The sequence below is a fragment of the Salmonella sp. FC25216 genome (genome assembly GCF_057751355.1).
In genome coordinates, this window is the sequence record NZ_JBDGON010000002.1 from 392,332 (window position 1) to 417,116 (window position 24,785).

Here is a 24,785-nt window from a genome sequence, read left to right on the forward strand (position 1 = left end):
AAACATGTTGTGAATGGGGTAAAAAGCTGAATCTTTAAAAGGTAGTAGAATAAGATGGCCACCATGATAGGGAAAACCTGCTGGGTGACTTCTTCAGCCAGGGCGTAGCGCAACTCAACCTTTTCGATGATAACGCGCCGCGCGCCGGTAGCGAGAAGCTGATGGAAGTGCTGGGCCATCCTGGAAGGGGACGCTGTACTTCGCCGGGCAGGGGATACCGCAACAGTGGGCTATGAAGCGAGAAATGCTTTCGCCTCGCACCCGCTATGAAGACCTACTTCAGGTTAAATGACAGGTTTAATTAAATCTGCTCCCTGATTTTTCACATTTTCTGCAGGCATCACGAAGTGTAACCCAGAGACGCTGATAGAGAAGGTAAATCTCCGGCAATCGTCATCGAAACATGGACTGCCGGAGAAAGTAGAAAACAATGTGTATATATTTGTGTGCTACAAAACAAATTTTCCACAAAAATGAAATCACAACATATTGATTTAATATTGTTTTTTATTATTTCTGTAGCTGCTATCGCAAGGCATACCATTCCTTATGTTTCAGAGGGTTAGCCATAGCACCCAAAATATCGGAAATCACATTGACCACAATAACCAGCGACCCAATGACCATCACGCCGGCGGAAATAGCGGCATAGTCCTGCTGACGAATGGCGTGAATTAACCATCTTCCCAGCCCAGGCCAGCTAAAGACCATTTCGGTAATCATCGCCAGCGTCAACATGGTTGAAAACTGCAGGCCAAGACGGGGAATGACCGGCGGCAGCGCATTATGCAACACGTGACGGCGTAAAATCGTAAAGCGCGACAAGCCGCGCGTGGCCGCCGCTTTAACGTAGTTCTGATCGTAGACCTCAATAGTGCTGATTCGCATCAGGCGGATCACTTCTGTGGTCGGCGCGACGGAAAGCGTGAGCACCGGTAAAATCATATGTCGTATGGCGCTCATCACCATTTCATCGCGCCACGGCGAATCTGAAATCCAGGCATCAATAATGGCGAAACCGGTAACCGGTTTAACTTCATAAAGCAGGTCAAATCGCCCGGATACCGGCAGCCACCCCAGCGTGAGCGAAAAGAACAGTGTGAGCAGAAGCGCCAGCCAGAAAACCGGAATTGAGAAGCCTAATAGCGCCAGCGCGCTGATAAAACGATCCGGCCATTTGCTACGCGTCACGCCAGCCAGCATCCCGACCGGAATGCCAACCATCAGCGCAAAGCCAAAGGCGAGAATGCACAGTTCCATCGTGGCGGGAAACACCTCTTTAAGCTGTTCGGAGATCAGTTGGCCGTTAATGCTGGACACGCCAAAGTCCCAGTGCAGCAGACCGTTGAACCAGAAAACCCAGGCATTCCATAATGATGCGCCCTGTAGCGGCGCGTGCGGCGTAAAATAGCTCAGGCTAAAGCCGATAAAGGTCAGGAAGAATAGCGTCACCAGCAAGAGCAATAACCGACGCAGGGTGAAGATAATCATGGTTTTTTCACCTCTTCGTGTTTTTCGCGGGAGACGCCGGCAAAAGACGCATTACCGAACGGGCTTAACACCAGTCCTTTAATATCGTAGCGGTAAGCCTGTAAGCGTAGTGATGACGCCAGCGGTAGTATCGGCAGCTCTTTCGCCAGGATATTCTGCGCTTCGTCATACGCTTCTATGCGCGAAGCCAACTGCTGCGACGACAGTGCCTTGCGCAGGACGCTGTCAAATTCAGGGTTACACCAGTGGGCGAAATTGGTTTGCGAATTGATGGCCGCACAGCTTAACAACGGTCTGAAAAAGCTATCCGGATCGTTGCTGTCCGTGGCCCAGCCGGATAAGGTCAGATCGTGATTCATATCCATCAGGCGCGCCTCCTGAAAACGACCTTCAACCGGCACGATGACCACTTTTACGCCAACCTGCGCCATATCCGCCTGGATAAGCTCCGCCGTTTTTAGCGGACTTGGGTTCCAGGCCTGAGAGCTGGTCGGCACCCAGAGATGCAGCGTAAGATTCTCAATACCCAGCGCTTTTAGCTGTTCGCGCGATTTTTCCGGATTGTACTCCGTAATTTTGGCATCGTTATCGTAAGCCCATGAGGCTCGCGGTAAAATAGAGGCTGCTGTTTCTGCTGTGCCGTAATAAATCGACTGCATCAGGCGCTGGTTATTGATCGATAATGCCAGCGCATGGCGCACTGCAGGATTATTCAACGGCGGCTTATCGGTGTTAAAGGCCAGATAGGCGATATTCATCCCCGGGCGCAACGTCAGGCGCAAACGCGGATCGTCGCGTAAAATGGTCAGTTGGCTGGCGGCGGGCCAGGCCAGAACATCGCATTCGCCGGTCAGTAATTTCGATAAACGCCCGGTACCGCCGGAGCCTAAATCCACCACCACTTGCGGCATCAGCGGTTTGCCGCGCCAAAACCCGTCGTGGCGCTGTAGACGAATAAACTGCCCGGCACGGTATTCCGAAAGCTGGAAAGGCCCGGTGCCGACCGGTTGGCGATCAAGCAGTTCCTGACGATCTTTACGGCTAAGCTGCGCGGCGTACTCAGCGGACATGACGGAAGCGTAGTGCGTGGCCAGATGCCATAAAAAGGAAGCGTCTGGCTGCGCCAGGCGAAACTCAACGGTGTTATTGTCCAGCTTGCGCACGCTTTTTACATTGTCGGCGAACTGTAGGCTATCAAAGTAGGGGAAGCTACTGCCGTTGATGTTATGCCACGGATGCTGACGATCGAAAATCCGCTGAAAGGTAAAGACGACATCATCAGCATTGAGTTTTCGGGTCGGCGTAAACCAGGCGGTTTTTTGAAAGGAGACGTCGCGGCGCAGGTGAAAACGGTACGTTGCCCCGTTATCCAGCACTTCCCAGCTTTCTGCCAGCTCTGGTACTAAACGATACGTATAGGGATCGACATCCAACAGGCGGTCATATAACTGGGCGGCAAGGGTATCGACGATGAGGCCGCTGCTCGCTTTTTGCGGATTAAAGGTGTTGACCTGCCCGCTGACACAATACACAAAGCCGCTATCGCGAATATCTGCACTCGCAGTTTGTTCGGGCGCAGTCGCAGCCGTAGCCTGACTACTCAGTAGACCCGCGATCACGATCAGAGACGATAAAACCAGGCGCATAATAGTTAAGTTTTTGAAGTTCAATTTGCAAAGTGTATCGCACTTCGGCCCGCCACGTAAAAATGTCGGTGGATAACTGGCGTAAATGTCGTCAATTAGCAGGAAAAATAGCTAAAGCTGATGCTTTTTAAGCAAGGCGCGAAATTGGTGGTAGGTGAGTCCCAGTAAATCGGCGGCTCGTTTCTGGTTAAATTTCGCCTGCTGTAAGCTACGTTGCAGCAGCGCTTTTTCCTGTTGTAGTTGAAACTCACGCAACTTGAGCGGCAGGGCGGGCGTGGCGGATGCCGTTGGCTGGGCGGGCGCGGGCGGTTCGTCGGGATGGCGTTGAAAAGGATCGATAACAATTTCATCCAAAGGATGTTCACTGCTGCCGTGGCGATACACTGAACGTTCAACTACGTTTTTCAGCTCGCGGACATTACCCGGCCAGGCGTAATGCAACAACGTTTCTTTTGCCCGATCGGTAAAACCGGGAAATAAGGGCAGACGTAGCTCACGACACATCTGAATAGCAAAATGCTCGGCCATCAGCATGATATCGCTTTGGCGTTCGCGCAGCGGCGGCAGTTGTACAACATCAAAAGCCAGCCTGTCTAGCAGATCGGCACGAAATGTCCCTTCCTTCACCATGGCGGGTAAATCGGCATTGGTGGCGCATACTAATCGCACATTAACCTGTAACGGCTGGCTGCCGCCGACACGCTCTAGCTCGCCATATTCAATCACCCGCAGCAGCTTTTCCTGTACCAGCATCGGCGCTGTCGCCAGTTCATCCAGAAACAGCGTGCCGCCATCGGCGCGTTCAAAGCGACCAGGATGGCGTTTTTGCGCCCCGGTAAAAGCGCCCGCTTCATGGCCAAACAGTTCGGAGTCCAGCAGGTTTTCGTTAAGCGCCGCGCAATTAAGCGAGATAAGCGGTCCCTGCCAGCGTGAAGAGAGATAATGCAGGCGATTGGCGATAAGTTCCTTACCCGTACCGCGTTCGCCAATAATCAGAACTGGCTTATCCAGCGGCGCAAGCCGGGAAACTTGTTCCAGGACCTCAAGAAAACGGTTTGCCTCGCCGAGCAGGTTATCTTTAAATTCAACCATGATGAAAATCGCCACATGTTAGTGTTTCTCACCACTTTATCCTTTTTTGCTGACGAGGTAAAACAATACAATTTCTTTATTATCAATTACATAAAAAGTTGGCACGCAAATTGTATTAATCACGTAGCAGGGCATCGCCCGTTATCAGAACATTATGTGAGGATTGAATTATGGGTATTTTTTCTCGTTTTGCCGACATCGTGAATGCCAATATCAACGCGTTGCTGGAAAAAGCGGAAGATCCGCAGAAGCTGGTGCGCCTGATGATTCAGGAGATGGAAGATACGCTGGTTGAGGTTCGCTCGAACTCCGCGCGTGCGTTAGCGGAAAAGAAACAGTTATCCCGTCGTATCGAACAGGCTACGGCTCAGCAGACCGAGTGGCAGGAAAAAGCGGAACTGGCTCTGCGCAAAGATAAAGACGATCTGGCGCGTGCCGCATTGATTGAAAAACAGAAGCTGACCGACTTAATTGCTACGCTTGAACAGGAAGTCACGCTGGTGGATGACACGCTGGCGCGCATGAAGAAAGAGATTGGCGAGCTGGAAAACAAACTCAGCGAAACACGCGCTCGCCAGCAGGCGCTGATGCTGCGTCATCAGGCGGCAAGTTCTTCCCGCGATGTCCGTCGTCAGCTTGACAGCGGCAAACTGGATGAAGCGATGGCGCGGTTTGAATCCTTTGAACGCCGTATCGATCAAATGGAAGCGGAAGCGGAAAGTCATCATTTTGGTAAGCAGCAATCGCTGGACCAACAGTTTGCCAACCTGAAAGCCGATGATGAAATCAGCGAGCAGTTGGCGCAGTTAAAAGCCAAAATGAAGCAAGATAATCAATAACGACAATGGCGGCGCCGGTACGCGCCGCCGCTCATCAGCTTTAGGTGTAAGGAGAACGCATGAGCGCGCTATTTCTGGCCATCCCGTTAACCATTTTTGTGTTGTTTGTGTTACCGATTTGGCTGTGGCTGCATTACAGCAACCGCGCCGGTCGGGGAGAACTGCCGCAAAGCGAGCAGCAACGCTTACTGCAACTGACAGACGACGCGCAACGTATGCGCGAGCGCATTCAGGCGCTGGAAGACATTCTTGATGCAGAGCATCCGAACTGGAGAGAGCGCTAATGGGTGGAATCAATCTGAATAAAAAACTATGGCGTATTCCGCAAAAGGGCATGGTGCGGGGCGTTTGCGCCGGGATCGCCGACTATCTTGATGTACCGGTAAAACTGGTGCGTATTCTGGTCGTGTTGTCGATTTTCTTTGGTCTGGCCTTTTTTACCGTAGTGGCCTATATCGTCCTTTCTTTTGTACTGGACCCTATGCCGGATAATCTGGCCGCAGGCGAATCGCCGCCGACCAGCGGCGAACTGCTGGATACCGTAGACAGAGAGCTTGCCGCAGGCGAAAAGCGCTTGCGAGAAATGGAACGCTACGTAACGTCAGATACGTTCACATTGCGTAGTCGTTTCCGTCAACTGTAAGGCATATATCGGGAGGGTGAAGATGAATACTCGCTGGCAACGCGCCGGGCAGAAGGTGAAGCCCGGCTTCAAAATAGCAGGTAAGCTGGTTCTGTTGACCGCGCTACGCTACGGGCCTGCCGGCGTGGCGGGATGGGCGGTAAAATCCGTTGCCCGTCGTCCGCTGAAAATGTTGCTGGCGTTTGCACTGGAGCCGTTATTGAATCGTGCGGCCACTAAAATAGCAAAACGCTACAGGGGAAATCGTACCTGATTACCAGAATAGATATTAGCTGTAACAGTTAGATCACAAATCCCTCCTTAATTTGCGGCAGCTCACAAATATGATTTTTGGGCTGCCAAAAGTCTTTTATAGCGACTTTTCGTCGCATCATCCAGATTGACAGCTTATTTTTCGCGGAGTAGTCTTTTGTTTTGTGGGACCGCTACCATGAGAAATGAAAGTGAACCAAAAAATCGAGAAATACCTGTCAGAAGTCTATGGAAAAACATTTACGCCACGGCATTACGAGGTTCTGAATTCACGTATCGAAAAAGCACGGTTATTAATTTCAAAGCAGCGTAAAGCGCACTGGGATGAAAGGGACGTGGTGCTCATTACTTACGCCGATCAATTTCACAGCGACACATCCAAACCGTTGCCAACGCTTAATCAATTTCATCGACAATGGCTGGCGACCATTTTTTCTCATCTCCATTTATTACCTTTTTATCCGTGGTCTTCGGATGACGGTTTTTCAGTCGTAGATTATCATCAGGTCGCGCCTGAAACGGGCGAGTGGGAGGATATCAGGGCGCTTAGCCAGACCAGTCAACTTATGTTTGACTTTGTTTGCAATCATATGTCGGCCAAAAGTGAATGGTTTAACCATTATTTGCGACAAACACCAGGCTTTGAAAACTTTTTTATTGCCGTAGCACCATTAACCGATCTTAGCGCGGTAACCCGACCACGCGCCTTACCGCTGCTTACACCATTTACCCTGCAAGACAATTCTGTTCATCATCTATGGACTACCTTTAGCGATGACCAGATTGATCTCAATTATCGTTGCCCGGAAGTATTGCTGGCGATGGTCGACGTACTGCTGACTTATTTAGAGAAGGGCGCAGATTATATTCGTCTGGACGCGGTAGGGTTTATGTGGAAATCGCCCGGAACCTCCTGTATTCATCTTCCGCAAACGCATCTGCTGATTAAGCTATTTCGCGCCATTACTGAGGCCGTCGCGCCGGGCACGGTCATTATCACCGAGACCAATGTGCCGCATAAAGACAATATTGCGTACCTGGGGAACGGCGAGGATGAAGCGCATATGGTCTATCAATTTTCCCTGCCGCCGCTGGTGCTTCATGCTATCCACGGTCAGGATGTCCAGGCGCTGTGCTCATGGGCTCAATCCCTGACCCTACCTTCGGAAAATACCACCTGGTTCAATTTCCTGGCGTCTCATGACGGCATCGGGCTTAATCCATTGCGCGGTCTTCTGCCGGAAGATGAGATCCTGAAGCTGGTAGAGGACTTACAGCAAGAAGGCGCGCTAGTTAACTGGAAAAATAACCCGGATGGTAGCCGCAGCCCTTATGAAATAAACGTGACGTATATGGATGCGCTTAGCGATCGTGACAGTACTGACGATCAACGCCTCGCCAGGTTTATTCTGGCCCATGCTATTTTACTCTCTTTTCCAGGCGTGCCGGCAATATATATACAAAGTATTCTGGGTTCCCGTAATGATTATGACGGCGTGGAAAAACTGGGGTATAACCGGGCGATTAATAGAAAGAAATATCAGCGCGCGGAAATTGAAACCGAATTAAAGGATGAGACTACGTTAAGACACCGCGTCTATCATGCCTTATCCAGACTTATTGCCATTCGTCGTAACAATAAAGCGTTTCATCCGGAAAGCGAATTTTCCATTAAAAATTTATCACCTTGTGTTATGCAAATAGAGCGAGTGGCAAAAACAGGAGAGTCTGTTGTCGCTTTGTTTAATGTCAGCGATAACATAAATACTGTTAATAGTAAAAAGTTTTACGGTACTGATTTAATTAGCGAAACGAATCTCACTGGCGAGGTATTAACGCTACACCCCTGGCAGGTTCTGTGGATAAAAAAATAACAAGGAACATTTTATGCTCAAAACTAAAATTGTGCTGTTATCAGCACTGGTTTCCTGCGCCCTGATTTCAGGATGCAATGACGAGAAAAAATCGAATGTCTCTATTGAGTTTATGCACTCTTCGGTGGAGCAAGAGCGTCAGGCCGTTATTAGTGAACTTATTGCCCGCTTCGAAAAGGAAAACCCGGATATTACTGTAAAACAAGTTCCTGTTGAAGAAGATGCCTATAACACCAAAGTCATCACGCTGGCGCGAAGCGGCTCGCTGCCGGAGGTTATTGAGACCAGTCACGATTACGCCAAAGTGATGGATAAAGAGCAACTGATCGATCGTAACGCCGTGGCAAGTGTTATTCAGCATCTGGGGAAAAATACTTTCTATGACGGCGTGCTGCGCATTGTGCGCACTGAAGATGGTGCCGCATGGACCGGTGTTCCGGTCAGCGCCTGGATTGGCGGTATCTGGTATCGCAAAGATGTGCTGGCGAAAGCCGGGCTGGGAGAGCCGAAAAACTGGCAGCAGTTATTGAATGTTGCGCAGAAATTAAACGATCCCGCGCATAAGAAATACGGTATTGCGTTGCCGACGGCGGAAAGTGTATTGACAGAACAGTCCTTCTCGCAGTTCGCCTTATCCAACCAGGCCAACGTCTTTAACGCCGAAGGAAAGATTACTCTCGATACGCCGGAAATGTCCCAGGCGCTGGAGTATTACCGTTCCCTGGCGGACAACACTATGCCGGGCTCGAACGACATTATGGAAGTTAAAGATGCTTTTATGAATGGTACGGCGCCGATGGCGATTTACTCCACTTATATTCTCCCGGCGGTCATTAAAGAGGGCGATCCGCAGAATGTGGGCTTTGTTGTTCCCACTGAAAAAACGTCCGCGGTGTACGGCATGTTGACATCGCTGACGATTACCACGGGGCAGAAAAAAGAGGAGACGGAGGCAGCAGAAAAATTTGTCGCCTTTATGGAGCAGGCGGACAACATCGCCGATTGGGTGATGATGTCGCCGGGGGCGGCATTACCAGTGAATAAAGCCGTAGTAAATACGGCAACCTGGAAGGAGAACGCGGTGATCAAAGCGCTGGGCGACCTGCCTTACCAGTTGATTGCCGAGCTACCTAATATCCAGGTATTCGGCGCAGTAGGAGATAAGAACTTTACTCGTATGGGCGATGTCACCGGTTCGGGCGTGGTGAGCTCAATGGTGCATAACGTGACGGTGGGTAAGGCCAGTTTGTCTTCGACTATCAAGGAAAGCCAGCAAAAACTGGATGCCCTTGTTGAACAACGCTAACACGGACGTAGAAAGCTGTTATGAATAGGTTTTTTTCCGCTCGTTCCGATATGCCATTCGCGATGTTACTACTGGCGCCCAGTTTGTTGCTGCTGGGCGGGTTAGTCGCATGGCCGATGATATCGAATATCGAAATCAGTTTCTTGCGTTTGCCGCTAAATCCGCAGATTGCGTCTACTTTTGTCGGGTTAAGCAACTATATCAGCATCCTTTCCGATCCTGGCTTCTGGCATTCGTTATGGATGACAGTCTGGTACACCGCGCTGGTGGTGGCAGGCAGTACGGCGCTGGGGCTGGGCGTGGCGATGTTCTTCAACCGAGAGTTCCGTCTGCGTAAAACGGCGCGCTCACTGGTGATTCTTTCCTACGTAACGCCGTCAATCTCGTTGGTTTTTGCCTGGAAATACATGTTCAACAACGGCTACGGCATCGTGAACTATCTTGGCGTAGATCTGCTGCACCTCTACGAGCGCGCGCCGCTGTGGTTTGACAATCCAGGCAGCAGCTTCGTATTAGTGGTGTTGTTCGCGATCTGGCGTTATTTCCCGTATGCCTTTATTTCATTTCTGGCGATTTTGCAGACCATTGATAAATCGCTCTATGAAGCCGCGGAAATGGATGGCGCGAATGCCTGGCAACGCTTTTGCATCGTCACGCTGCCCGCCATCATGCCGGTATTAGCGACCGTTGTAACCCTGCGTACCATCTGGATGTTCTATATGTTCGCCGATGTTTATCTGCTGACCACGAAGGTCGATATTCTCGGCGTATATCTTTACAAAACAGCATTTGCATTTAATGACTTAGGAAAAGCGGCTGCGATCTCCGTCGTACTCTTCATCATCATTTTTGCTGTCATCTTGCTGACCAGAAAACGGGTGAATCTCAATGGCAACAAATAAACGTAAAGCTGGGCAGATCGGTTTTTATTGCGGATTGATCGTTTTTCTTATCATCACGCTTTTTCCTTTTTTTGTGATGCTGATGACGTCGTTTAAGAACGCAAAAGAAGCCATTTCATTACATCCGACGCTTTTCCCGCAGCACTGGACGCTGGAACACTATGTCGACATTTTTAACCCGCTGATTTTTCCGTTCGTCGACTACTTCCGCAACAGTATGGTGGTCTCGGTCGTGTCGTCGGTTGTCGCGGTATTTTTAGGTACGCTCGGGGCGTATGCATTGTCCCGCTTACGCTTTAAAGGGCGGATGACCATCAACGCCAGCTTTTATACCGTGTATATGTTTTCCGGCATTTTGCTGGTGGTGCCGCTGTTCAAAATTATCACCGCGCTTGGCATCTACGATACCGAAATGGCGCTCATTATCACCATGGTCACTCAGACCTTACCCACAGCGGTGTTCATGTTGAAAAGCTACTTCGACACCATCCCGGATGAGATCGAAGAAGCGGCGATGATGGATGGGCTGAATCGCCTGCAAATTATCTTTCGCATCACCGTGCCGCTGGCAATGTCAGGGTTGGTATCGGTCTTTGTCTATTGCTTCATGGTGGCCTGGAACGACTATCTTTTTGCGTCAATTTTTCTCTCCAGCGCCAGCAACTTCACGTTGCCGGTGGGTCTGAACACGCTGTTCAGTACGCCTGACTATATCTGGGGCCGCATGATGGCGGCGTCGTTGGTGACAGCATTACCAGTGGTGGTGATGTACGCGCTTTCCGAACGTTTTATTAAGAGTGGTTTGACCGCTGGCGGCGTGAAGGGCTGAAGCGGCCATTTTAAACAAGGAGTTATAGATGAAAAAGTTAATCGCCACACAACCGCGCGTGGCGGCGTTGGTGGAGTATGAAGATCGTACCATTTTAGCGAATGAAGTAAAAATTCGCGTACTGTACGGAGCGCCGAAGCATGGAACCGAGGTGGTCGATTTCCGCGCCGCCAGCCCGTTTATTGATGAAGACTTCAACCCTGAGTGGCAGATGTTTATGCCGAGACCGGAAGGCGCGCCGCGCGGCATCGAATTCGGTAAGTTCCAGCTCGGTAACATGGTGGTAGGCGACATTATTGAATGCGGGAGCGATGTAACCGAGTACGCCGTTGGCGATCGGGTATGTGGTTATGGCCCGTTGTCTGAGACGGTCATTATTAACGCGGTGAATAACTACAAACTGCGCAAGATGCCGGAAGGCGGCTCGTGGAAAAACGCGGTCTGCTATGACCCGGCCCAGTTCGCCATGAGCGGAGTTAGGGATGCCAACGTACGCGTGGGCGATTTTGTCGTCATTGTCGGTTTAGGCGCTATTGGACAAATCGCGGTACAACTGGCGAAAAAAGCCGGCGCCTCGGTGGTGATTGGTGTGGATCCTATTGCGCATCGCTGTGATATCGCACGCCGTCATGGCGCTGATTTCTGCCTCAACCCTGGCGGAACCGATGTCGGCATGGAGATCAAAAAACTGACCGCTAAGCAGGGCGCAGACGTGATCATCGAAACCAGCGGATATGCGGATGCGTTGCAGTCAGCACTGCGTGGCTTGGCCTACGGTGGGACTATTTCTTACGTGGCTTTCGCTAAACCGTTTGCGGCGGGGTTCAATCTGGGACGCGAAGCACATTTTAACAACGCCAAAATTGTTTTCGCTCGCGCCTGTAGCGAGCCGAATCCGGACCATCCGCGCTGGAATCGTAAGCGTATTGAAGAGACCTGCTGGGAACTGCTGATGAACGGTTATCTCGACTGCGAAGAAATCATTGACCCGGTCGTGACATTTGCCTCCAGCCCGGAAAGCTATATGGAGTATGTCGACAGGCATCCGGAAAAGAGCATCAAGATGGGCGTAACGTTTTAACTCAAGGGAATGTCGAAGATGAAAATTGGCACACAAAATCAGGCTTTCTTTCCGGAAAATATCCTGGAGAAATTTCGTTATATCAAACAGATGGGATTTGATGGTTTTGAGATAGACGGCAAATTGCTGGTCAATAATCTCGACGAAGTCAAAGCGGCCATTAAAGAAACAGGGCTGCCGGTGACAACGGCCTGTGGCGGCTACGATGGCTGGATTGGCGATTTCATTGAAGAGCGCCGCCTGAACGGCCTGAAGCAGATTGAGCGCATTCTGGAAGCGCTGGCGGATGTGGGCGGTCAGGGCATTATCGTTCCAGCCGCATGGGGAATGTTTACCTTCCGCCTGCCGCCAATGACCTCGCCACGCAGTCTGGAGGGCGACCGTAAAGCGGTAAGCGATTCGCTGCGTTACCTCGATAAAGTTGCTGAACGTACTGGCACTAACGTGTATCTGGAACCGCTCAACCGTTATCAGGATCATATGATTAACACCCTGGCCGACGCGCGCCGCTATATCGTCGAAAACGACCTGCAGCATGTGCAGATCATTGGCGATTTCTACCACATGAACATCGAAGAAGATGATATGGCGAAAGCGTTGCATGATAATCGCGATCTGTTAGGGCATGTTCATATTGCGGATAACCATCGTTATCAGCCGGGCACCGGCACGTTGAATTTTAGCGCGCTGTTTGAACAACTGCGTCAGGACAATTATCAGGGTTATGTCGTGTATGAAGGGCGCGTCAGGGCGGAAAATCTGCCGGAAGCGTACCGTAAGTCATTGGCCTGGCTGCGCGCGTGCTAAGAGGATCTCCGTGAAAAGTGCAATGACAAGCTCTCCGCTGCGGGTCGCCATTATCGGCGCAGGCCAGGTAGCGGACAAAGTTCATGCTTCGTACTACTACACCCGCGACGATCTGGAACTGGTGGCTGTCTGTGACAGCCGCCTGTCTCAGGCGCAAGCGCTGGCAGATAAATACGGTAGCGGTTCAGTCTGGGACGATCCGGAAAAAATGTTGCACGATGTTCAACCGGATATCGTCAGCATTTGTTCGCCAAATCGTTTTCATTATGAACACACCATGATGGCGTTAAAGGCGGGTTGTCATGTGATGTGTGAAAAGCCGCCGGCGATGACGCCGGAAGAAGCGCTGGAGATGTGCAATACGGCGCGGCGGGTGCAGAAAGTTTTGGCATATGATTTTCACCATCGCTTTGCGTTGGATACCCAACTGCTGCGTGAGCAGGTAATGTCCGGCACGCTCGGCGAGATTTATGTTACCAACGTCCGGGCATTGCGTCGCTGCGGCGTTCCAGGGTGGGGCGTATTTACTAACAAGGCATTGCAGGGCGGCGGGCCGTTGATCGACATCGGTATTCATATGCTGGATGCGGCGATGTATGTACTGGGGTTTCCGGCAGTAAAACGCGTTTGCGCGCACAGTTATCAGAAAATTGGTACGCGTAAGCACTGCGGCCAATTTGGCGAGTGGGACCCCGCGACTTATACCGTTGAGGATTCACTGTTCGGCACGATTGAATTCCACAACGGGGGCATCTTACGTCTCGAAACCGCCTTTGCTTTGAATATTCCGGAGCAATCCGTGATGAATGTGAACTTTTGCGGCGATATAGCCGGGGCAACGCTCTTTCCGGCACAGATATATAACGACCTGAATGGCGAATTAAATGTCCTGTTCAGGCGAGATACTGCGGACGACAATCGCCATCTTCGCAGCATGGAAGCCTTCGTTAATCATGTGCAGGGCAGGCTCGTCATGATTGCGGATGCGGAACAGGGATTCGTCATTCAACAACTGGTGGCAGCGTTGTATCACGCCGCTGAAACAGGAACGTGCGTGGAATTATGATAAAGCCTGCAATATTAACCGATCCGGGGTTTTGCCCGCATCGTCTGAATAAATATGCCACGCTCATGGCTTCAGGCAATGGGTATATAGGTGTTCGCGCCTGCCATGAAGAAGCGTATACGGTACAAACTCGCGGTATGTTTCTGGCGGGTCTCTATCATCGGGCTGGGAGCGGCGAGATAAATGAACTGGTCAATATCCCCGATGTGATTGGCGTCGACATCACATTGAATGGCGAAATTTTTTCGCTTTTGAGCGGAACGATCGAGCGCTGGCGTCGGGAAATCGACTTTGCCAGCGGTGAGTTGCGTCGATCCTTGATTTGGCGGGCGCCGAATGGGATGCGCTTTGCGATTGACAGCCGACGTTTCGTTTCCGCTGAGAAGTTATCGTTATTGGCGATGGAGATGACTATTACGCCATTGGACGCTGATGCCAGTATCGCCCTTTCCACCGGTATTGACGCCACGATGACTAATCATGGTCGTCAACATCTGGACGAGGCGCAGATCAGGGTTTTTGGCCAGCATTATCTGCAGGGGATCTACACCACTCAGGATGGACGCAACGATATTGCCATTTCCTCATACTGCTGCGTAAAAGGTGACGTGCAGCGTTGTTTCACGGCAAAAGATCGCCGTCTGATGCAGCATAACAACGCGCAGGTAAAAGCCGGCGAGCGGCTTGTGCTGGAAAAACTGACGTGGGTTAACTGGAGCTCCGAAAGGCGAAATTCGCTCGAAAGCTGGGGGCGTCAGTCTCTACGGCTGCTGGAAAACTGTGTCGGGCAGGGCTATGACGCGTTGTTGGCAGAGACAACGGCGAACTGGCATTCATGGTGGCGATGTCACCGTGTGAAGGTTGTCAGTACAGCATGTGACGATCAACAGATGCTTGATTTCGCGCTTTATCATTTACGCATCATGACGCCGGAGCACGATGAGCGGAGCAGTATTGCTGCGAAGGGACTCACCGGAGAAGGTTATAAAGGTCACGTTTTCTGGGATACCGAGGTGTTCCTGCTGCCATTCCATCTGCTTACCTCACCAGAAACCGCCAGGCGGCTGCTGCGCTACCGCTGGCATAATTTGCCTGGCGCACGCGAGAAGGCGAGGCGCAATGGCTGGCAGGGCGCTTTGTTCCCGTGGGAAAGCGCGCGCAGCGGAGAGGAAGAAACGCCGGAATTCGCGGCAATCAATATCCGTACCGGGTTACGGCAAAAAGTCGCCTCTGCGTTGGCGGAACATCACCTCGTCGCCGATATCGCCTGGGCGGTCATTCATTACTGGCACGCCACCCGCGATATCAACTTTATGTCCCGTGAGGGAATGGCGCTGTTAATGGAAACGGCTAAATTCTGGATGAGTCGCGCGATAGAGGTGAATGGTCGTCTGGAAATTCATAACGTTATTGGCCCCGATGAATATACCGAGCACGTCAATAACAATGCCTTTACCAATTATATGGCGCGCTACAATGTGGAACAGTCACTGGAGTTCGCCCGTTCACAGAAGTGCGCGGACGAGGCTTTTATTTACCGCGCCGAACATTTTTTACAACGTCTCTGGCTACCAGAGATTCAACCAGATGGCGTATTGCCACAGGATGATACGTTCCTCAGTAAGCCGGTTATCGATTTAGCGCAATATAAAGCGAAGGCGGGTAAACAAACCATTTTGCTGGATTACTCCCGCGCAGAAGTCAATGAGATGCAAATTCTTAAACAGGCGGATGTGGTGATGCTGGCTTATATGCTGCCGACGCTGTTTACGTCGCAGACATGTCTGGCAAATCTTCGTTTTTATGAGCCGCGTACTATCCATGACTCCTCTTTAAGTAAAGCGATTCATGGCATCGTGGCGGCCCGCTGTGGCGACCCCGTAATGGCGTATCAATTCTGGCGTGATGGGGCGCGTATCGATCTCGGCGATGACCCGCATAGCTGTGACGATGGCATTCATGCCGCCGCAACGGGGGCCATTTGGTTGGGGGCGATACAAGGGTTTGCCGGCCTTAGCGTCCGCCAGGGAGAATTGCATCTGGAGCCGACGTTGCCTGAAGTGTGGTCCGAATTATCCTTTCCGCTACAGTGGCAAGGCGTTGAACTCTTTATCACGATAAGCGCGGAAAGCATTCAGGTTAGCAGCACGCGCGCTGTCGAGATGTGGATCTGCGGCCAGCCGACGACGATTGACGGAGAGCAATGTTTCTCCCGACGCAACGTTATTTTACCTGTAATTGGGACCGCTACCAGGGAGGGTGAATGAAACCTCAGGCCATCATTTTTGATTTAGACGGTGTCATTACTGATACCGCGCATCTTCATTTTATGGCGTGGAAACAGATTGCCGATGAAATGGGCATAGCTATTGATGAAGTCTTCAATGACAGTTTAAAGGGCATTAGCCGGATGGCGTCATTGCGGCGTATTTTACGGCATGGCGGAAGAGAGGGGACATTGAGTGAGAGTGAATGCCTGCACTGGGCATCGCGTAAAAACGCAATTTATGTCAATTCGTTACGCCAGTTGACGCCCCATTCCGTTTTGCCAGGGATTCGGGAATTACTCAATACTCTGGCCGGGTTGCAGATCCCGACAGCGCTCGCCTCGATATCGCTTAATGCGCCCGCTATTTTACAGGCGCTTGATATTGAAGACCTTTTTGATTTTTGCGCCGATGCGTCGCAAATTACACGTTCAAAACCAGATCCGGAGATTTTTATTACCGCCTGTAAAGGGTTAGGCGTCGTACCGGAAAAATGTATCGGTATTGAAGACGCACAAGCGGGGATAACGGCGATTAACGCGTGTGGAATGCGATCCGTAGGTATTGGCGAATCACTCACGGGAGCGGGATTGCTTCTCCCTTCGACGGAATATCTGACGTGGTCGTGTTTATCGGCTTTCTGGCTGAATGCATAAAGGAATCAACATGGCACAACTTTCACTGCAACATATTCAAAAAATATATGATAACCAGGTTCAAGTGGTTAAAGATTTTAACCTGGAAATTGCTGATAAAGAATTCATTGTCTTTGTCGGTCCGTCCGGCTGCGGTAAATCCACCACGCTGCGGATGATTGCCGGTCTGGAGGAAATTAGCGCAGGTGATTTACTGATTGACGGCCAGCGGATGAATGACGTCCCGGCGAAGGCGCGCAATATTGCGATGGTTTTTCAGAACTATGCGCTATATCCGCATATGAACGTCTACGACAACATGGCTTTTGGGTTGAAAATGCAGAAGATCGCGCCATCGATTATTGCTGAACGCGTCAATTGGGCGGCGCAGATTCTGGGGCTGCGGGATTATCTGAAACGTAAACCTGGCGCCTTATCCGGCGGTCAGCGCCAGCGGGTGGCGCTGGGCCGGGCGATAGTCCGGGAAGCAGGCGTATTTCTGATGGACGAACCGCTCTCTAACCTGGATGCTAAATTGCGCGTTCAGATGCGTGCGGAAATTAGCAAGCTGCACCAAAAACTAAATACTACCATGATTTATGTCACGCATGATCAAACCGAAGCCATGACGATGGCGACGCGTATTGTCATTATGAAAGACGGTATTGTTCAGCAAGTTGGCGCTCCAAAAGTCGTCTATAACCATCCGGCGAATATGTTTGTGGCCGGATTTATTGGTTCCCCAGCGATGAATTTTATTCGTGGCGCGATTGACGGTAATAAGTTTGTTACCGAAACGCTTAAATTAACCATTGCTGAAGAACAATTACAGATATTAAAAGCGAAGGAATATGAACATAAAGCCGTGGTGATGGGAATTCGTCCGGAAGATATTCATCCGCAAACCAGTAGCGATAATAACGCCACTGCGAAAATTAGCGTTGCGGAACTTACCGGAGCGGAATTTATGTTGTACACCATAGTTGGGGGGCACGAGTTGGTGGTCCGTGCCGGAGCAATGAATGACTATTATGCAGGAGATAATATCACCATCCATTTTGATATGGCGAAATGCCATTTCTTTGATGCAGAAACTGAAGTCGCCATTTAACGATAAAACATCTCTGGGGGAGTTCGCTTCTCCAACTTTAGTGTCATTTTATTTATATTTTAACAAGGGATAAAAATGAAAACCTTACTGTCCTCTACTGCGCTAGTTATGTGCGCAGGAATGGCTTGCGCACAAGCTGCCGAAAAAAATGACTGGCATTTTAATATTGGTGCCATGTACGAAATAGAAAACGTCGAAGGTCAGGCGGAAGATATGGATGGACTGGGCGAACCTTCCATCTATTTTAATGCAGCAAATGGACCATGGAAAATTTCGCTGGCGTATTACCAGGAAGGTCCGGTCGATTATAGTGCAGGTAAACGTGGTACCTGGTTTGATCGTCCGGAGCTGGAAATTCGCTATCAATTACTGGAAAGCGACGACGTTAATTTTGGCTTGACCGGTGGTTTTCGTAATTATGGCTATCACTATGTAGATGAGCCCGGGAAAGATACCGCGAATATGCAGCGCTGGAAAGTACAACCAGACTGGGATATTAAACTCAGCGACGACTTACGTTTTGGTGGTTGGCTCGCTATGTATCAGTTTGTCAATGAGTTATCGATAACGGGTTATTCCGACAGCCGTGTAGAGAGCGAAACAGGTTTTACGTACAAGATCAATGATATGTTCTCGATGGTAACTAACTATTATCTTGAGCGTGGTTTTAATATAGATAAGTCGCGTAATAACGGCGAATTCTCTACTCAGGAAATCCGCGCTTACTTGCCGATCTCCTTAGGCAATACGACATTGACGCCCTATACTCGTATTGGGCTTGATCGCTGGACTAACTGGGACTGGCAGGATGATCCTGAGCGTGAAGGCCATGACTTCAACCGACTGGGATTATTATATGCATATGACTTCCAGAACGGCCTGTCAATGACGCTGGAATATGCCTTTGAATGTGAGGACCATGACGAAGGTGAGAGCGATAAATTCCACTATGCCGGGATAGGTATTAACTACGCCTTTTAATTGAACTGGGGCAGATTGATGCCCCAGTCTTTAAGCCAACGATCCTGTTAACGAAATGCGTGTCTTGACGGTAATATTTGTGACTGTTTTTTTTCCGGCAATCAGATCAAATAGTAAGCGGCAGCTTTCTTCACCTAATGCCTGCGTTGGCACGTCAATCCCGCCCGGCGGTGGCGTCAACATGAAGGAAAGCATCTCATTACTGTAACCAACAATGGCCAGTTGCTGAGGAATAGCGATATTTTTTTCGGCGGCCACGCGATATAAGCTCATGAGTTTCAGACTGTCGGTAGCAAATACGGCATCCGGCAACGGTTGTTGACTTAATAATTCTCTGGCGGCTAACAGCGCGCTTTCATGCGTATAACCACCGTCAATAATCCATTTTTCATGCAGAACGAGGTTATGTGCGGTAATACTGGTTTTATAACCATTAACCCGATCGATAGAAACGTGGAAATCGAGCGGCGCATGGAGGCAGGCAATACGGTGATGACCGTTATTAATTAAGGCGTTCGTTAACGCAATGCTGTCGCGAAAATTATCCGTATCAACCGAATAAACATGATTATATTGACCCTCAACCTTACCAATAACAACAACCGGGACATCATACTTATCCAGTTGTGCAAAAAAGGTTTCGTCTACGGGCGAGCTAAGCATAATGATGCCTTTAATCAATTTTTGTTTGATTTTACTTTCACACTTTTGCAGATCATCCTCAGTACTACGTGAAGTTTGTAATATCACGTCAAACCCTTCCTCTTCTGCTTTGGCGGTAATCGCATGTAACACTTCTGAGAAAAAAGGGTTCCCCGCCGTGGTTTTTGCTGAACGGGTGGAAATAACCATAATGGCGTCAAAACCGGACGTTGTCAGTGCCCGGGCAAGCTTATTTGGCTGATATTGTAATTCATCAATGGCGCGCAGGACTTTTTCGCGCGCTTCCGGTGAGATATTCGTCTGCTTATTGAGAACGCGCGACACCGTCGACTTTGAAACTCCCGCAACACGCGCGATATCATAAATAGTGGGGGACATATTCCTGAAAACTCCATCCAAGAGCGAATAGTGAACATCTTATGGAGTTCACTCGCGGATGACAACACAGGCGGTTGATAATCAACAACCTGCCCCCATTTCTATAAGCATACATTATAATTTTCTTCTCTTCAGGCTCAACAGGATGGCAATGAAGCGACTTAAAACTGAACTCAACGCGCTGGTCAACCGTGGGGTAGACAGGCATTTGCGTCTTGCCGTAACCGGGTTGAGCCGCAGCGGTAAAACGGCGTTTATCACGGCGATGGTTAACCAGTTGCTTAATGTTCACGCGGGGGCTCGCTTGCCATTGTTCAGCGCGGTACGCGAAGAACGTCTGCTTGGCGTAAAGCGCGTGCCTCAACGTGATTTTGGTATTCCCCGTTTTACCTACGACGAGGGGGTACTCCAGCTTTATGGCAATCCTCCCGCCTGGCCCACACCGACGCGCGGCGTCAGTGAGATTCGGCTGGCGTTGCGCTATCGCTCAAACGACTCTCTGCTGCGCCATTTTAAAGATACCTCAACATTGTATCTGGAGATCGTGGATTATCCTGGTGAATGGTTACTCGATCTGCCCATGCTGGCTCAGGATTATTTAAGCTGGTCCCGTCAGATGAACGGTTTGTTGCAAGGGCAACGGGCTGAGTGGGCCGCGAAATGGCGGCTGCTTTGCGAAGGACTCGATCCGCTGGCGCCCGCCGATGAAAACCGGCTGGCGGAGATTGCCGTCGCCTGGACGGACTATTTGCATCAGTGTAAATCGCAGGGATTGCATTTTATTCAACCTGGACGATTTGTTTTGCCGGGCGATATGGCGGGCGCGCCGGCGTTGCAGTTTTTCCCGTGGCCGGATGTGGACGCTTTCGGCGAGTCAAAACTGGCGCAGGCGGATAAACAAACCAACGCCGGAATGCTGCGCGAACGATTTAACTACTATTGTGAAAAAGTGGTCAAAGGATTCTACAAAAATCATTTTCTACGCTTTGATCGCCAGATTGTGCTGGTGGACTGTCTGCAACCGCTCAATAGCGGTCCGCAGGCGTTTAATGATATGCGTCTCGCCTTGACGCAGTTGATGCAAAGTTTTCACTATGGCCAGCGGACGCTGTTTCGCCGATTATTCTCACCGGTAATTGATAAATTGCTGTTTGCCGCGACGAAAGCCGACCATGTTACCCTTGATCAACATGCCAATATGGTAGCTTTACTCCAGCAGCTCATTCAGGACGCCTGGCAAAATGCCGCGTTTGAAGGCATTAGTATGGATTGCCTGGGGCTGGCTTCAGTGCAGGCAACCACCAGCGGCGTAATTGAGGTCAACGGTGAAAAAATCCCGGCTTTACGTGGAAACCGTTTGAGTGACGGCACGCCGTTAACGGTGTACCCCGGCGAAGTACCTTCCCGCTTGCCGGGTCAAGCATTTTGGGATAGTCAGGGTTTTCAGTTCGAAGCATTTCGCCCGCAGGTGATGGATGTTGATAAACCATTACCGCACATTCGTCTGGACGCTGCGCTGGAGTTTTTAATAGGAGATAAGCTGCGATGAGCGAACCGTTAAAACCGCGTATTGATTTTGCAGAACCGCTGAAGGAGGCACCTACGTCGGCCTTCAAAGCGCAGCAAACTTTCAGCGAAGCGGAGTCGCGCACATTTGCGCCTGCGGCTATCGATGAGCGCCCGGAAAATGAAGACGCGGCAGAAGCGGCGGTCGATGCCGCGCTGCGCCCCAAACGTAGCCTGTGGCGTAAAATGGTGATGGGAGGGCTGGCGCTGTTTGGCGCGAGCGTGGTAGGGCAAGGCGTACAGTGGACAATGAATGCCTGGCAAACCCAGGATTGGGTCGCTTTAGGCGGCTGTGCCGCAGGCGCGCTGATCATTGGCGCTGGCGTCGGATCGGTAGTCACAGAGTGGCGACGATTATGGCGATTGCGCCAACGGGCGCATGAGCGGGATGAGGCGCGTGAACTGTTACATAGCCATAGCGTCGGGAAAGGTCGCGCGTTTTGCGAAAAACTGGCGCAGCAGGCGGGGATTGATCAATCACACCCGGCATTACAACGTTGGTATGCCGCTATTCACGAAACGCAAAACGACAGGGAAATCGTCGGTCTGTATGCGCATCTGGTGCAGCCGGTGCTAGACGCGCAGGCGCGGCGTGAGATTAGCCGTTTTGCTGCAGAGTCGACTCTGATGATCGCCGTCAGCCCGTTAGCGCTGGTGGATATGGCGTTTATTGCCTGGCGTAACTTACGTCTGATTAACCGCATCGCAACGCTGTATGGCATTGAACTTGGTTATTACAGCCGTCTTCGTCTGTTCCGCCTGGTGTTGCTGAATATCGCGTTTGCGGGAGCCAGTGAGCTGGTGCGTGAAGTCGGTATGGACTGGATGTCTCAGGATCTGGCGGCACGCCTTTCCACGCGCGCGGCGCAGGGGATTGGCGCAGGGCTGCTTACGGCTCGGTTGGGAATAAAAGCGATGGAGTTATGTCGGCCATTGCCGTGGATCGACAACGATAAACCACGCCTCGGCGATTTTCGCCGTCAGCTTATCGGTCAGCTAAAAGAGACGCTACAGAAGAGTAAGCCGTCGCCTGAAAAATAGTCCTTCACAGGGCGCGGACTGCCTGGCTTTACGCCGCAGCGCCCATTTCTCCGTCATGCTGTCAATATTTGTTGACAGAATCCTTCCTGCCAGCCGAATAGTGGCTTATCATCTATTCAATGGTTCATTATTCAGGTGAAGGTTCCCATGCGTCTGGAAGTCTTTTGTGAAGACCGACTTGGTCTGACCCGCGAATTACTCGATTTACTGGTGTTACGTAGCATTGATTTACGCGGAATCGAGATTGATCCCATTGGGCGAATTTATCTTAATTTTGCTGAGCTGGAATTCACCGACTTTAGCCGCCTGATGGCTGAAATCCGCCGTATTTCCGGCGTAACGGATGTCCGTACCGTTCCCTGGATGCCGTCCGAACGTGAACATCTGGCCCTGAGCGCGTTGCTTGAGGCGTTGCCAGAGCCGGTGCTCTCATTGGATATGAAAAGTAAAGTGGAGATGGCGAACCCGGCGAGTTGTCAGCTCTTTGCTCAGAGTCAGGAGCGAATGCGACATCATACCGCCGCGCAATTAATCAACGGCTTCAATTTTCAGCGTTGGCTGGAAGGTAACCCGCAAAGTTCCCATAACGAACATGTGGTGATCAACGGGCAAAACTTCTTGATGGAGATTACGCCGGTACATTTACAAAACGAAAATGACGAATACGTGTTGACCGGGGCGGTAGTGATGCTGCGATCCACGATTCGTATGGGGCGGCAGCTACAGAATTTGTCCGTGCAGGATCTGAGCGCGTTTAGTCAGATTATTGCTGTGAGCGCAAAGATGAAACACGTCGTTGAGCAGGCGCGCAAACTGGCGATGCTCAGCGCGCCGCTGCTGATTACCGGCGATACGGGAACCGGCAAAGATCTTTTCGCCCATGCCTGTCATCAGGCAAGCCCTCGTTCAGCAAAACCGTATCTGGCGCTGAACTGCGCTTCGATCCCGGAAGATGCCGTAGAAAGCGAACTATTCGGTCATGCGCCGGAAGGTAAAAAAGGCTTCTTTGAACAGGCGAATGGCGGTTCGGTGCTGTTGGATGAAATTGGCGAAATGTCGCCGCGTATGCAGGCGAAGCTGCTACGTTTTCTCAACGATGGTACGTTCCGTCGCGTCGGCGAAGATCACGAAATTCATGTTGATGTCCGCGTTATCTGCGCCACGCAGAAAAATCTGGTGGAGCTGGTGCAAAAAGGACTGTTTCGCGAAGATCTCTATTATCGACTTAACGTTCTGACGCTTAATTTGCCGCCGTTGCGCGATTGTCCGCAGGATATTATGCCGTTGACGGAACTGTTCGTGGCGCGTTTTGCCGACGAACAGGGCGTTCCGCGACCGAAACTGTCTGCCGATCTGAGTACGGTACTCACTCGTTACGGCTGGCCGGGCAACGTACGCCAGCTTAAAAACGCGATTTATCGGGCGCTGACGCAACTGGAAGGATATGAGCTACGGCCGCAGGATATTCTGCTGCCTGATTACGACGCTGCGACGGTAGCCGTCGGCGAGGATGCGATGGAAGGCTCGCTGGATGATATTACCAGTCGTTTTGAACGTTCTGTTCTGACCCAGCTTTATCGTAGCTATCCGAGTACGCGTAAGCTGGCGAAACGGTTGGGGGTATCGCACACAGCCATCGCCAATAAGCTGCGTGAGTATGGTTTGAGCCAGAAGAAAGGTGAAGAGTAGAGAAAAGAAAGCCTCCGAATGGAGGCCTTCTTGTGACAAAAGAGCACCGCCTGTAGCACTGACAAGCGTAGTGCCATCGGGCTATGCCTTCAGGACGTTCAGCGCGGCGACATAATCCGGCTCGTGGGTGATTTCATCTACCAGTTGGCTGAAAATAACACTGTCGTTTTCGTCAATCACGATAACCGCGCGCGCCGCCAGCCCTTTCAGCGGACCGTCAGTGATTTCGACGCCGTAATTTTTCAGAAACTCGGTATTACGCAGAGTGGAAAGCGTAATTACGTTGCTCAGACCTTCCGCGCCGCAAAAACGCGACTGTGCAAAAGGCAGGTCAGCAGAAACGCACAATACGACGGTATTCTCCACTTCTGTGGCCAGTTGGTTAAACTTACGGACTGATGCTGCGCATACGCCAGTATCGATGCTTGGAAAAATATTAAGCACTTTGCGTTTGCCCGCATACTGGCTGAGTGAGACGTCAGACAGATCTTTTGCGACAAGAGTGAAAGCCTGTGCTTTGCTACCAGCCTGCGGAATAACGTTGGCAACAGTGACCGGGTTACCCTGGAAATGTACAGTCTGTGACATAATTATGTTCCTGTTTACTTATAGTTAACGTCGAAAAC

The 24,785-nt window shown here is 50.8% G+C and carries 23 protein-coding genes and 1 pseudogene; 19 read left to right on the plus strand and 5 right to left on the minus strand.

Going from position 1 to position 24,785, the window contains the following annotated elements:
* Positions 1–77: 77 nt before the first annotated feature.
* Positions 78–292 (plus strand): annotated as a pseudogene (locus tag AC3G3F_RS05285) (DUF4113 domain-containing protein); the annotation flags it as partial.
* A 233-nt stretch (positions 293–525) separates the two neighbouring features.
* Here the strand turns inward: AC3G3F_RS05285 and sapB are convergent.
* The 3 genes from sapB to pspF form a co-directional block, all read right to left on the minus strand.
* On the minus strand, positions 526–1,491 hold the full coding sequence (sapB, locus tag AC3G3F_RS05290; RefSeq protein ID WP_023246479.1) for a peptide ABC transporter permease SapB: 966 nt from the start codon (positions 1,489–1,491) through the stop codon (positions 526–528).
* The gene (gene sapA, locus AC3G3F_RS05295; RefSeq protein ID WP_023246478.1) at positions 1,488–3,137 is read right to left on the minus strand and encodes a peptide ABC transporter substrate-binding protein SapA; all 1,650 of its coding nucleotides are present in this window, start codon (positions 3,135–3,137) and stop codon (positions 1,488–1,490) included. Before sapA ends, sapB begins: the two co-directional genes overlap by 4 nt.
* A gap of 111 nt (positions 3,138–3,248) precedes the next feature.
* Complete coding sequence (gene pspF, locus AC3G3F_RS05300; protein WP_023246477.1) at positions 3,249–4,229, minus strand: phage shock protein operon transcriptional activator; 981 nt, start codon at positions 4,227–4,229, stop codon at positions 3,249–3,251.
* A gap of 170 nt (positions 4,230–4,399) precedes the next feature.
* Between pspF and pspA the strand changes: the two genes are divergently transcribed.
* The 15 genes from pspA to AC3G3F_RS05375 all read left to right on the plus strand — a co-directional run bounded on the left by pspA (position 4,400) and on the right by AC3G3F_RS05375 (position 18,822).
* The gene (pspA, locus tag AC3G3F_RS05305) at positions 4,400–5,068 is read left to right on the plus strand and encodes a phage shock protein PspA (protein WP_000510999.1); all 669 of its coding nucleotides are present in this window, start codon (positions 4,400–4,402) and stop codon (positions 5,066–5,068) included.
* A 59-nt stretch (positions 5,069–5,127) separates the two neighbouring features.
* Positions 5,128–5,352, plus strand: coding sequence for an envelope stress response membrane protein PspB (pspB, locus tag AC3G3F_RS05310; RefSeq protein ID WP_023246476.1), 225 nt, complete (start codon positions 5,128–5,130; stop codon positions 5,350–5,352).
* On the plus strand, positions 5,352–5,711 hold the full coding sequence (gene pspC, locus AC3G3F_RS05315; RefSeq protein WP_053511146.1) for an envelope stress response membrane protein PspC: 360 nt from the start codon (positions 5,352–5,354) through the stop codon (positions 5,709–5,711). The genes pspB and pspC overlap by 1 nt, the downstream gene beginning before the upstream one ends.
* Positions 5,712–5,733: 22 nt before the next feature.
* A complete protein-coding gene (gene pspD / locus AC3G3F_RS05320; protein ID WP_023246474.1) occupies positions 5,734–5,964 on the plus strand; it encodes a phage shock protein PspD in 231 nt (76 codons plus the stop codon).
* A gap of 190 nt (positions 5,965–6,154) precedes the next feature.
* Complete coding sequence (locus AC3G3F_RS05325) at positions 6,155–7,837, plus strand: sugar phosphorylase (RefSeq protein WP_023246473.1); 1,683 nt, start codon at positions 6,155–6,157, stop codon at positions 7,835–7,837.
* A 13-nt stretch (positions 7,838–7,850) separates the two neighbouring features.
* On the plus strand, positions 7,851–9,143 hold the full coding sequence (locus AC3G3F_RS05330; protein WP_023246472.1) for an ABC transporter substrate-binding protein: 1,293 nt from the start codon (positions 7,851–7,853) through the stop codon (positions 9,141–9,143).
* A 20-nt stretch (positions 9,144–9,163) separates the two neighbouring features.
* Positions 9,164–10,045, plus strand: coding sequence for a carbohydrate ABC transporter permease (locus tag AC3G3F_RS05335; protein WP_053511148.1), 882 nt, complete (start codon positions 9,164–9,166; stop codon positions 10,043–10,045).
* Positions 10,032–10,874 (plus strand): carbohydrate ABC transporter permease, encoded by an 843-nt coding sequence (locus tag AC3G3F_RS05340; RefSeq protein WP_053511150.1) that lies wholly within the window; start codon positions 10,032–10,034, stop codon positions 10,872–10,874. The genes AC3G3F_RS05335 and AC3G3F_RS05340 overlap by 14 nt, the downstream gene beginning before the upstream one ends.
* Positions 10,875–10,902: 28 nt before the next feature.
* Complete coding sequence (gene ycjQ, locus AC3G3F_RS05345; RefSeq protein ID WP_063390487.1) at positions 10,903–11,955, plus strand: D-guloside 3-dehydrogenase; 1,053 nt, start codon at positions 10,903–10,905, stop codon at positions 11,953–11,955.
* A gap of 18 nt (positions 11,956–11,973) precedes the next feature.
* Positions 11,974–12,762 (plus strand): 3-dehydro-D-guloside 4-epimerase, encoded by a 789-nt coding sequence (ycjR, locus tag AC3G3F_RS05350; protein ID WP_053511153.1) that lies wholly within the window; start codon positions 11,974–11,976, stop codon positions 12,760–12,762.
* Between the two features lie 10 nt (positions 12,763–12,772).
* Positions 12,773–13,828, plus strand: a complete 1,056-nt coding sequence (gene ycjS / locus AC3G3F_RS05355) for a D-glucoside 3-dehydrogenase (RefSeq protein ID WP_488394590.1) — start codon at positions 12,773–12,775, stop codon at positions 13,826–13,828.
* The gene (locus AC3G3F_RS05360; RefSeq protein WP_139816515.1) at positions 13,825–16,095 is read left to right on the plus strand and encodes a glycoside hydrolase family 65 protein; all 2,271 of its coding nucleotides are present in this window, start codon (positions 13,825–13,827) and stop codon (positions 16,093–16,095) included. Before ycjS ends, AC3G3F_RS05360 begins: the two co-directional genes overlap by 4 nt.
* Entirely contained in the window at positions 16,092–16,751 is a 660-nt protein-coding gene (gene pgmB, locus AC3G3F_RS05365; protein ID WP_053511155.1) for a beta-phosphoglucomutase, read from the plus strand. The genes AC3G3F_RS05360 and pgmB overlap by 4 nt, the downstream gene beginning before the upstream one ends.
* A gap of 10 nt (positions 16,752–16,761) precedes the next feature.
* Positions 16,762–17,841: an ABC transporter ATP-binding protein gene (locus AC3G3F_RS05370; RefSeq protein WP_053511157.1), complete on the plus strand. Its 1,080-nt coding sequence runs from the start codon at positions 16,762–16,764 to the stop codon at positions 17,839–17,841.
* A 75-nt stretch (positions 17,842–17,916) separates the two neighbouring features.
* The gene (locus AC3G3F_RS05375; protein WP_023246462.1) at positions 17,917–18,822 is read left to right on the plus strand and encodes an OmpG family monomeric porin; all 906 of its coding nucleotides are present in this window, start codon (positions 17,917–17,919) and stop codon (positions 18,820–18,822) included.
* A 30-nt stretch (positions 18,823–18,852) separates the two neighbouring features.
* Here the strand turns inward: AC3G3F_RS05375 and AC3G3F_RS05380 are convergent, their stop codons facing one another.
* Entirely contained in the window at positions 18,853–19,863 is a 1,011-nt protein-coding gene (locus tag AC3G3F_RS05380; RefSeq protein WP_070801276.1) for a LacI family DNA-binding transcriptional regulator, read from the minus strand.
* A gap of 151 nt (positions 19,864–20,014) precedes the next feature.
* Between AC3G3F_RS05380 and AC3G3F_RS05385 the strand changes: the two genes are divergently transcribed.
* From AC3G3F_RS05385 to tyrR, 3 genes are all read left to right on the plus strand, one after another.
* Positions 20,015–21,412: a YcjX family GTP-binding protein gene (locus tag AC3G3F_RS05385; RefSeq protein WP_023246460.1), complete on the plus strand. Its 1,398-nt coding sequence runs from the start codon at positions 20,015–20,017 to the stop codon at positions 21,410–21,412.
* A complete protein-coding gene (locus AC3G3F_RS05390) occupies positions 21,409–22,470 on the plus strand; it encodes a YcjF family protein (protein ID WP_053529024.1) in 1,062 nt (353 codons plus the stop codon). Before AC3G3F_RS05385 ends, AC3G3F_RS05390 begins: the two co-directional genes overlap by 4 nt.
* Before the next feature lie 147 nt (positions 22,471–22,617).
* Positions 22,618–24,159: a transcriptional regulator TyrR gene (gene tyrR, locus AC3G3F_RS05395; protein WP_053529025.1), complete on the plus strand. Its 1,542-nt coding sequence runs from the start codon at positions 22,618–22,620 to the stop codon at positions 24,157–24,159.
* Positions 24,160–24,240: 81 nt separating this feature from the next.
* Here the strand turns inward: tyrR and tpx are convergent, their stop codons facing one another.
* Complete coding sequence (gene tpx, locus AC3G3F_RS05400) at positions 24,241–24,747, minus strand: thiol peroxidase (protein ID WP_023246457.1); 507 nt, start codon at positions 24,745–24,747, stop codon at positions 24,241–24,243.
* Between the last annotated feature and the right edge of the window lie 38 nt (positions 24,748–24,785).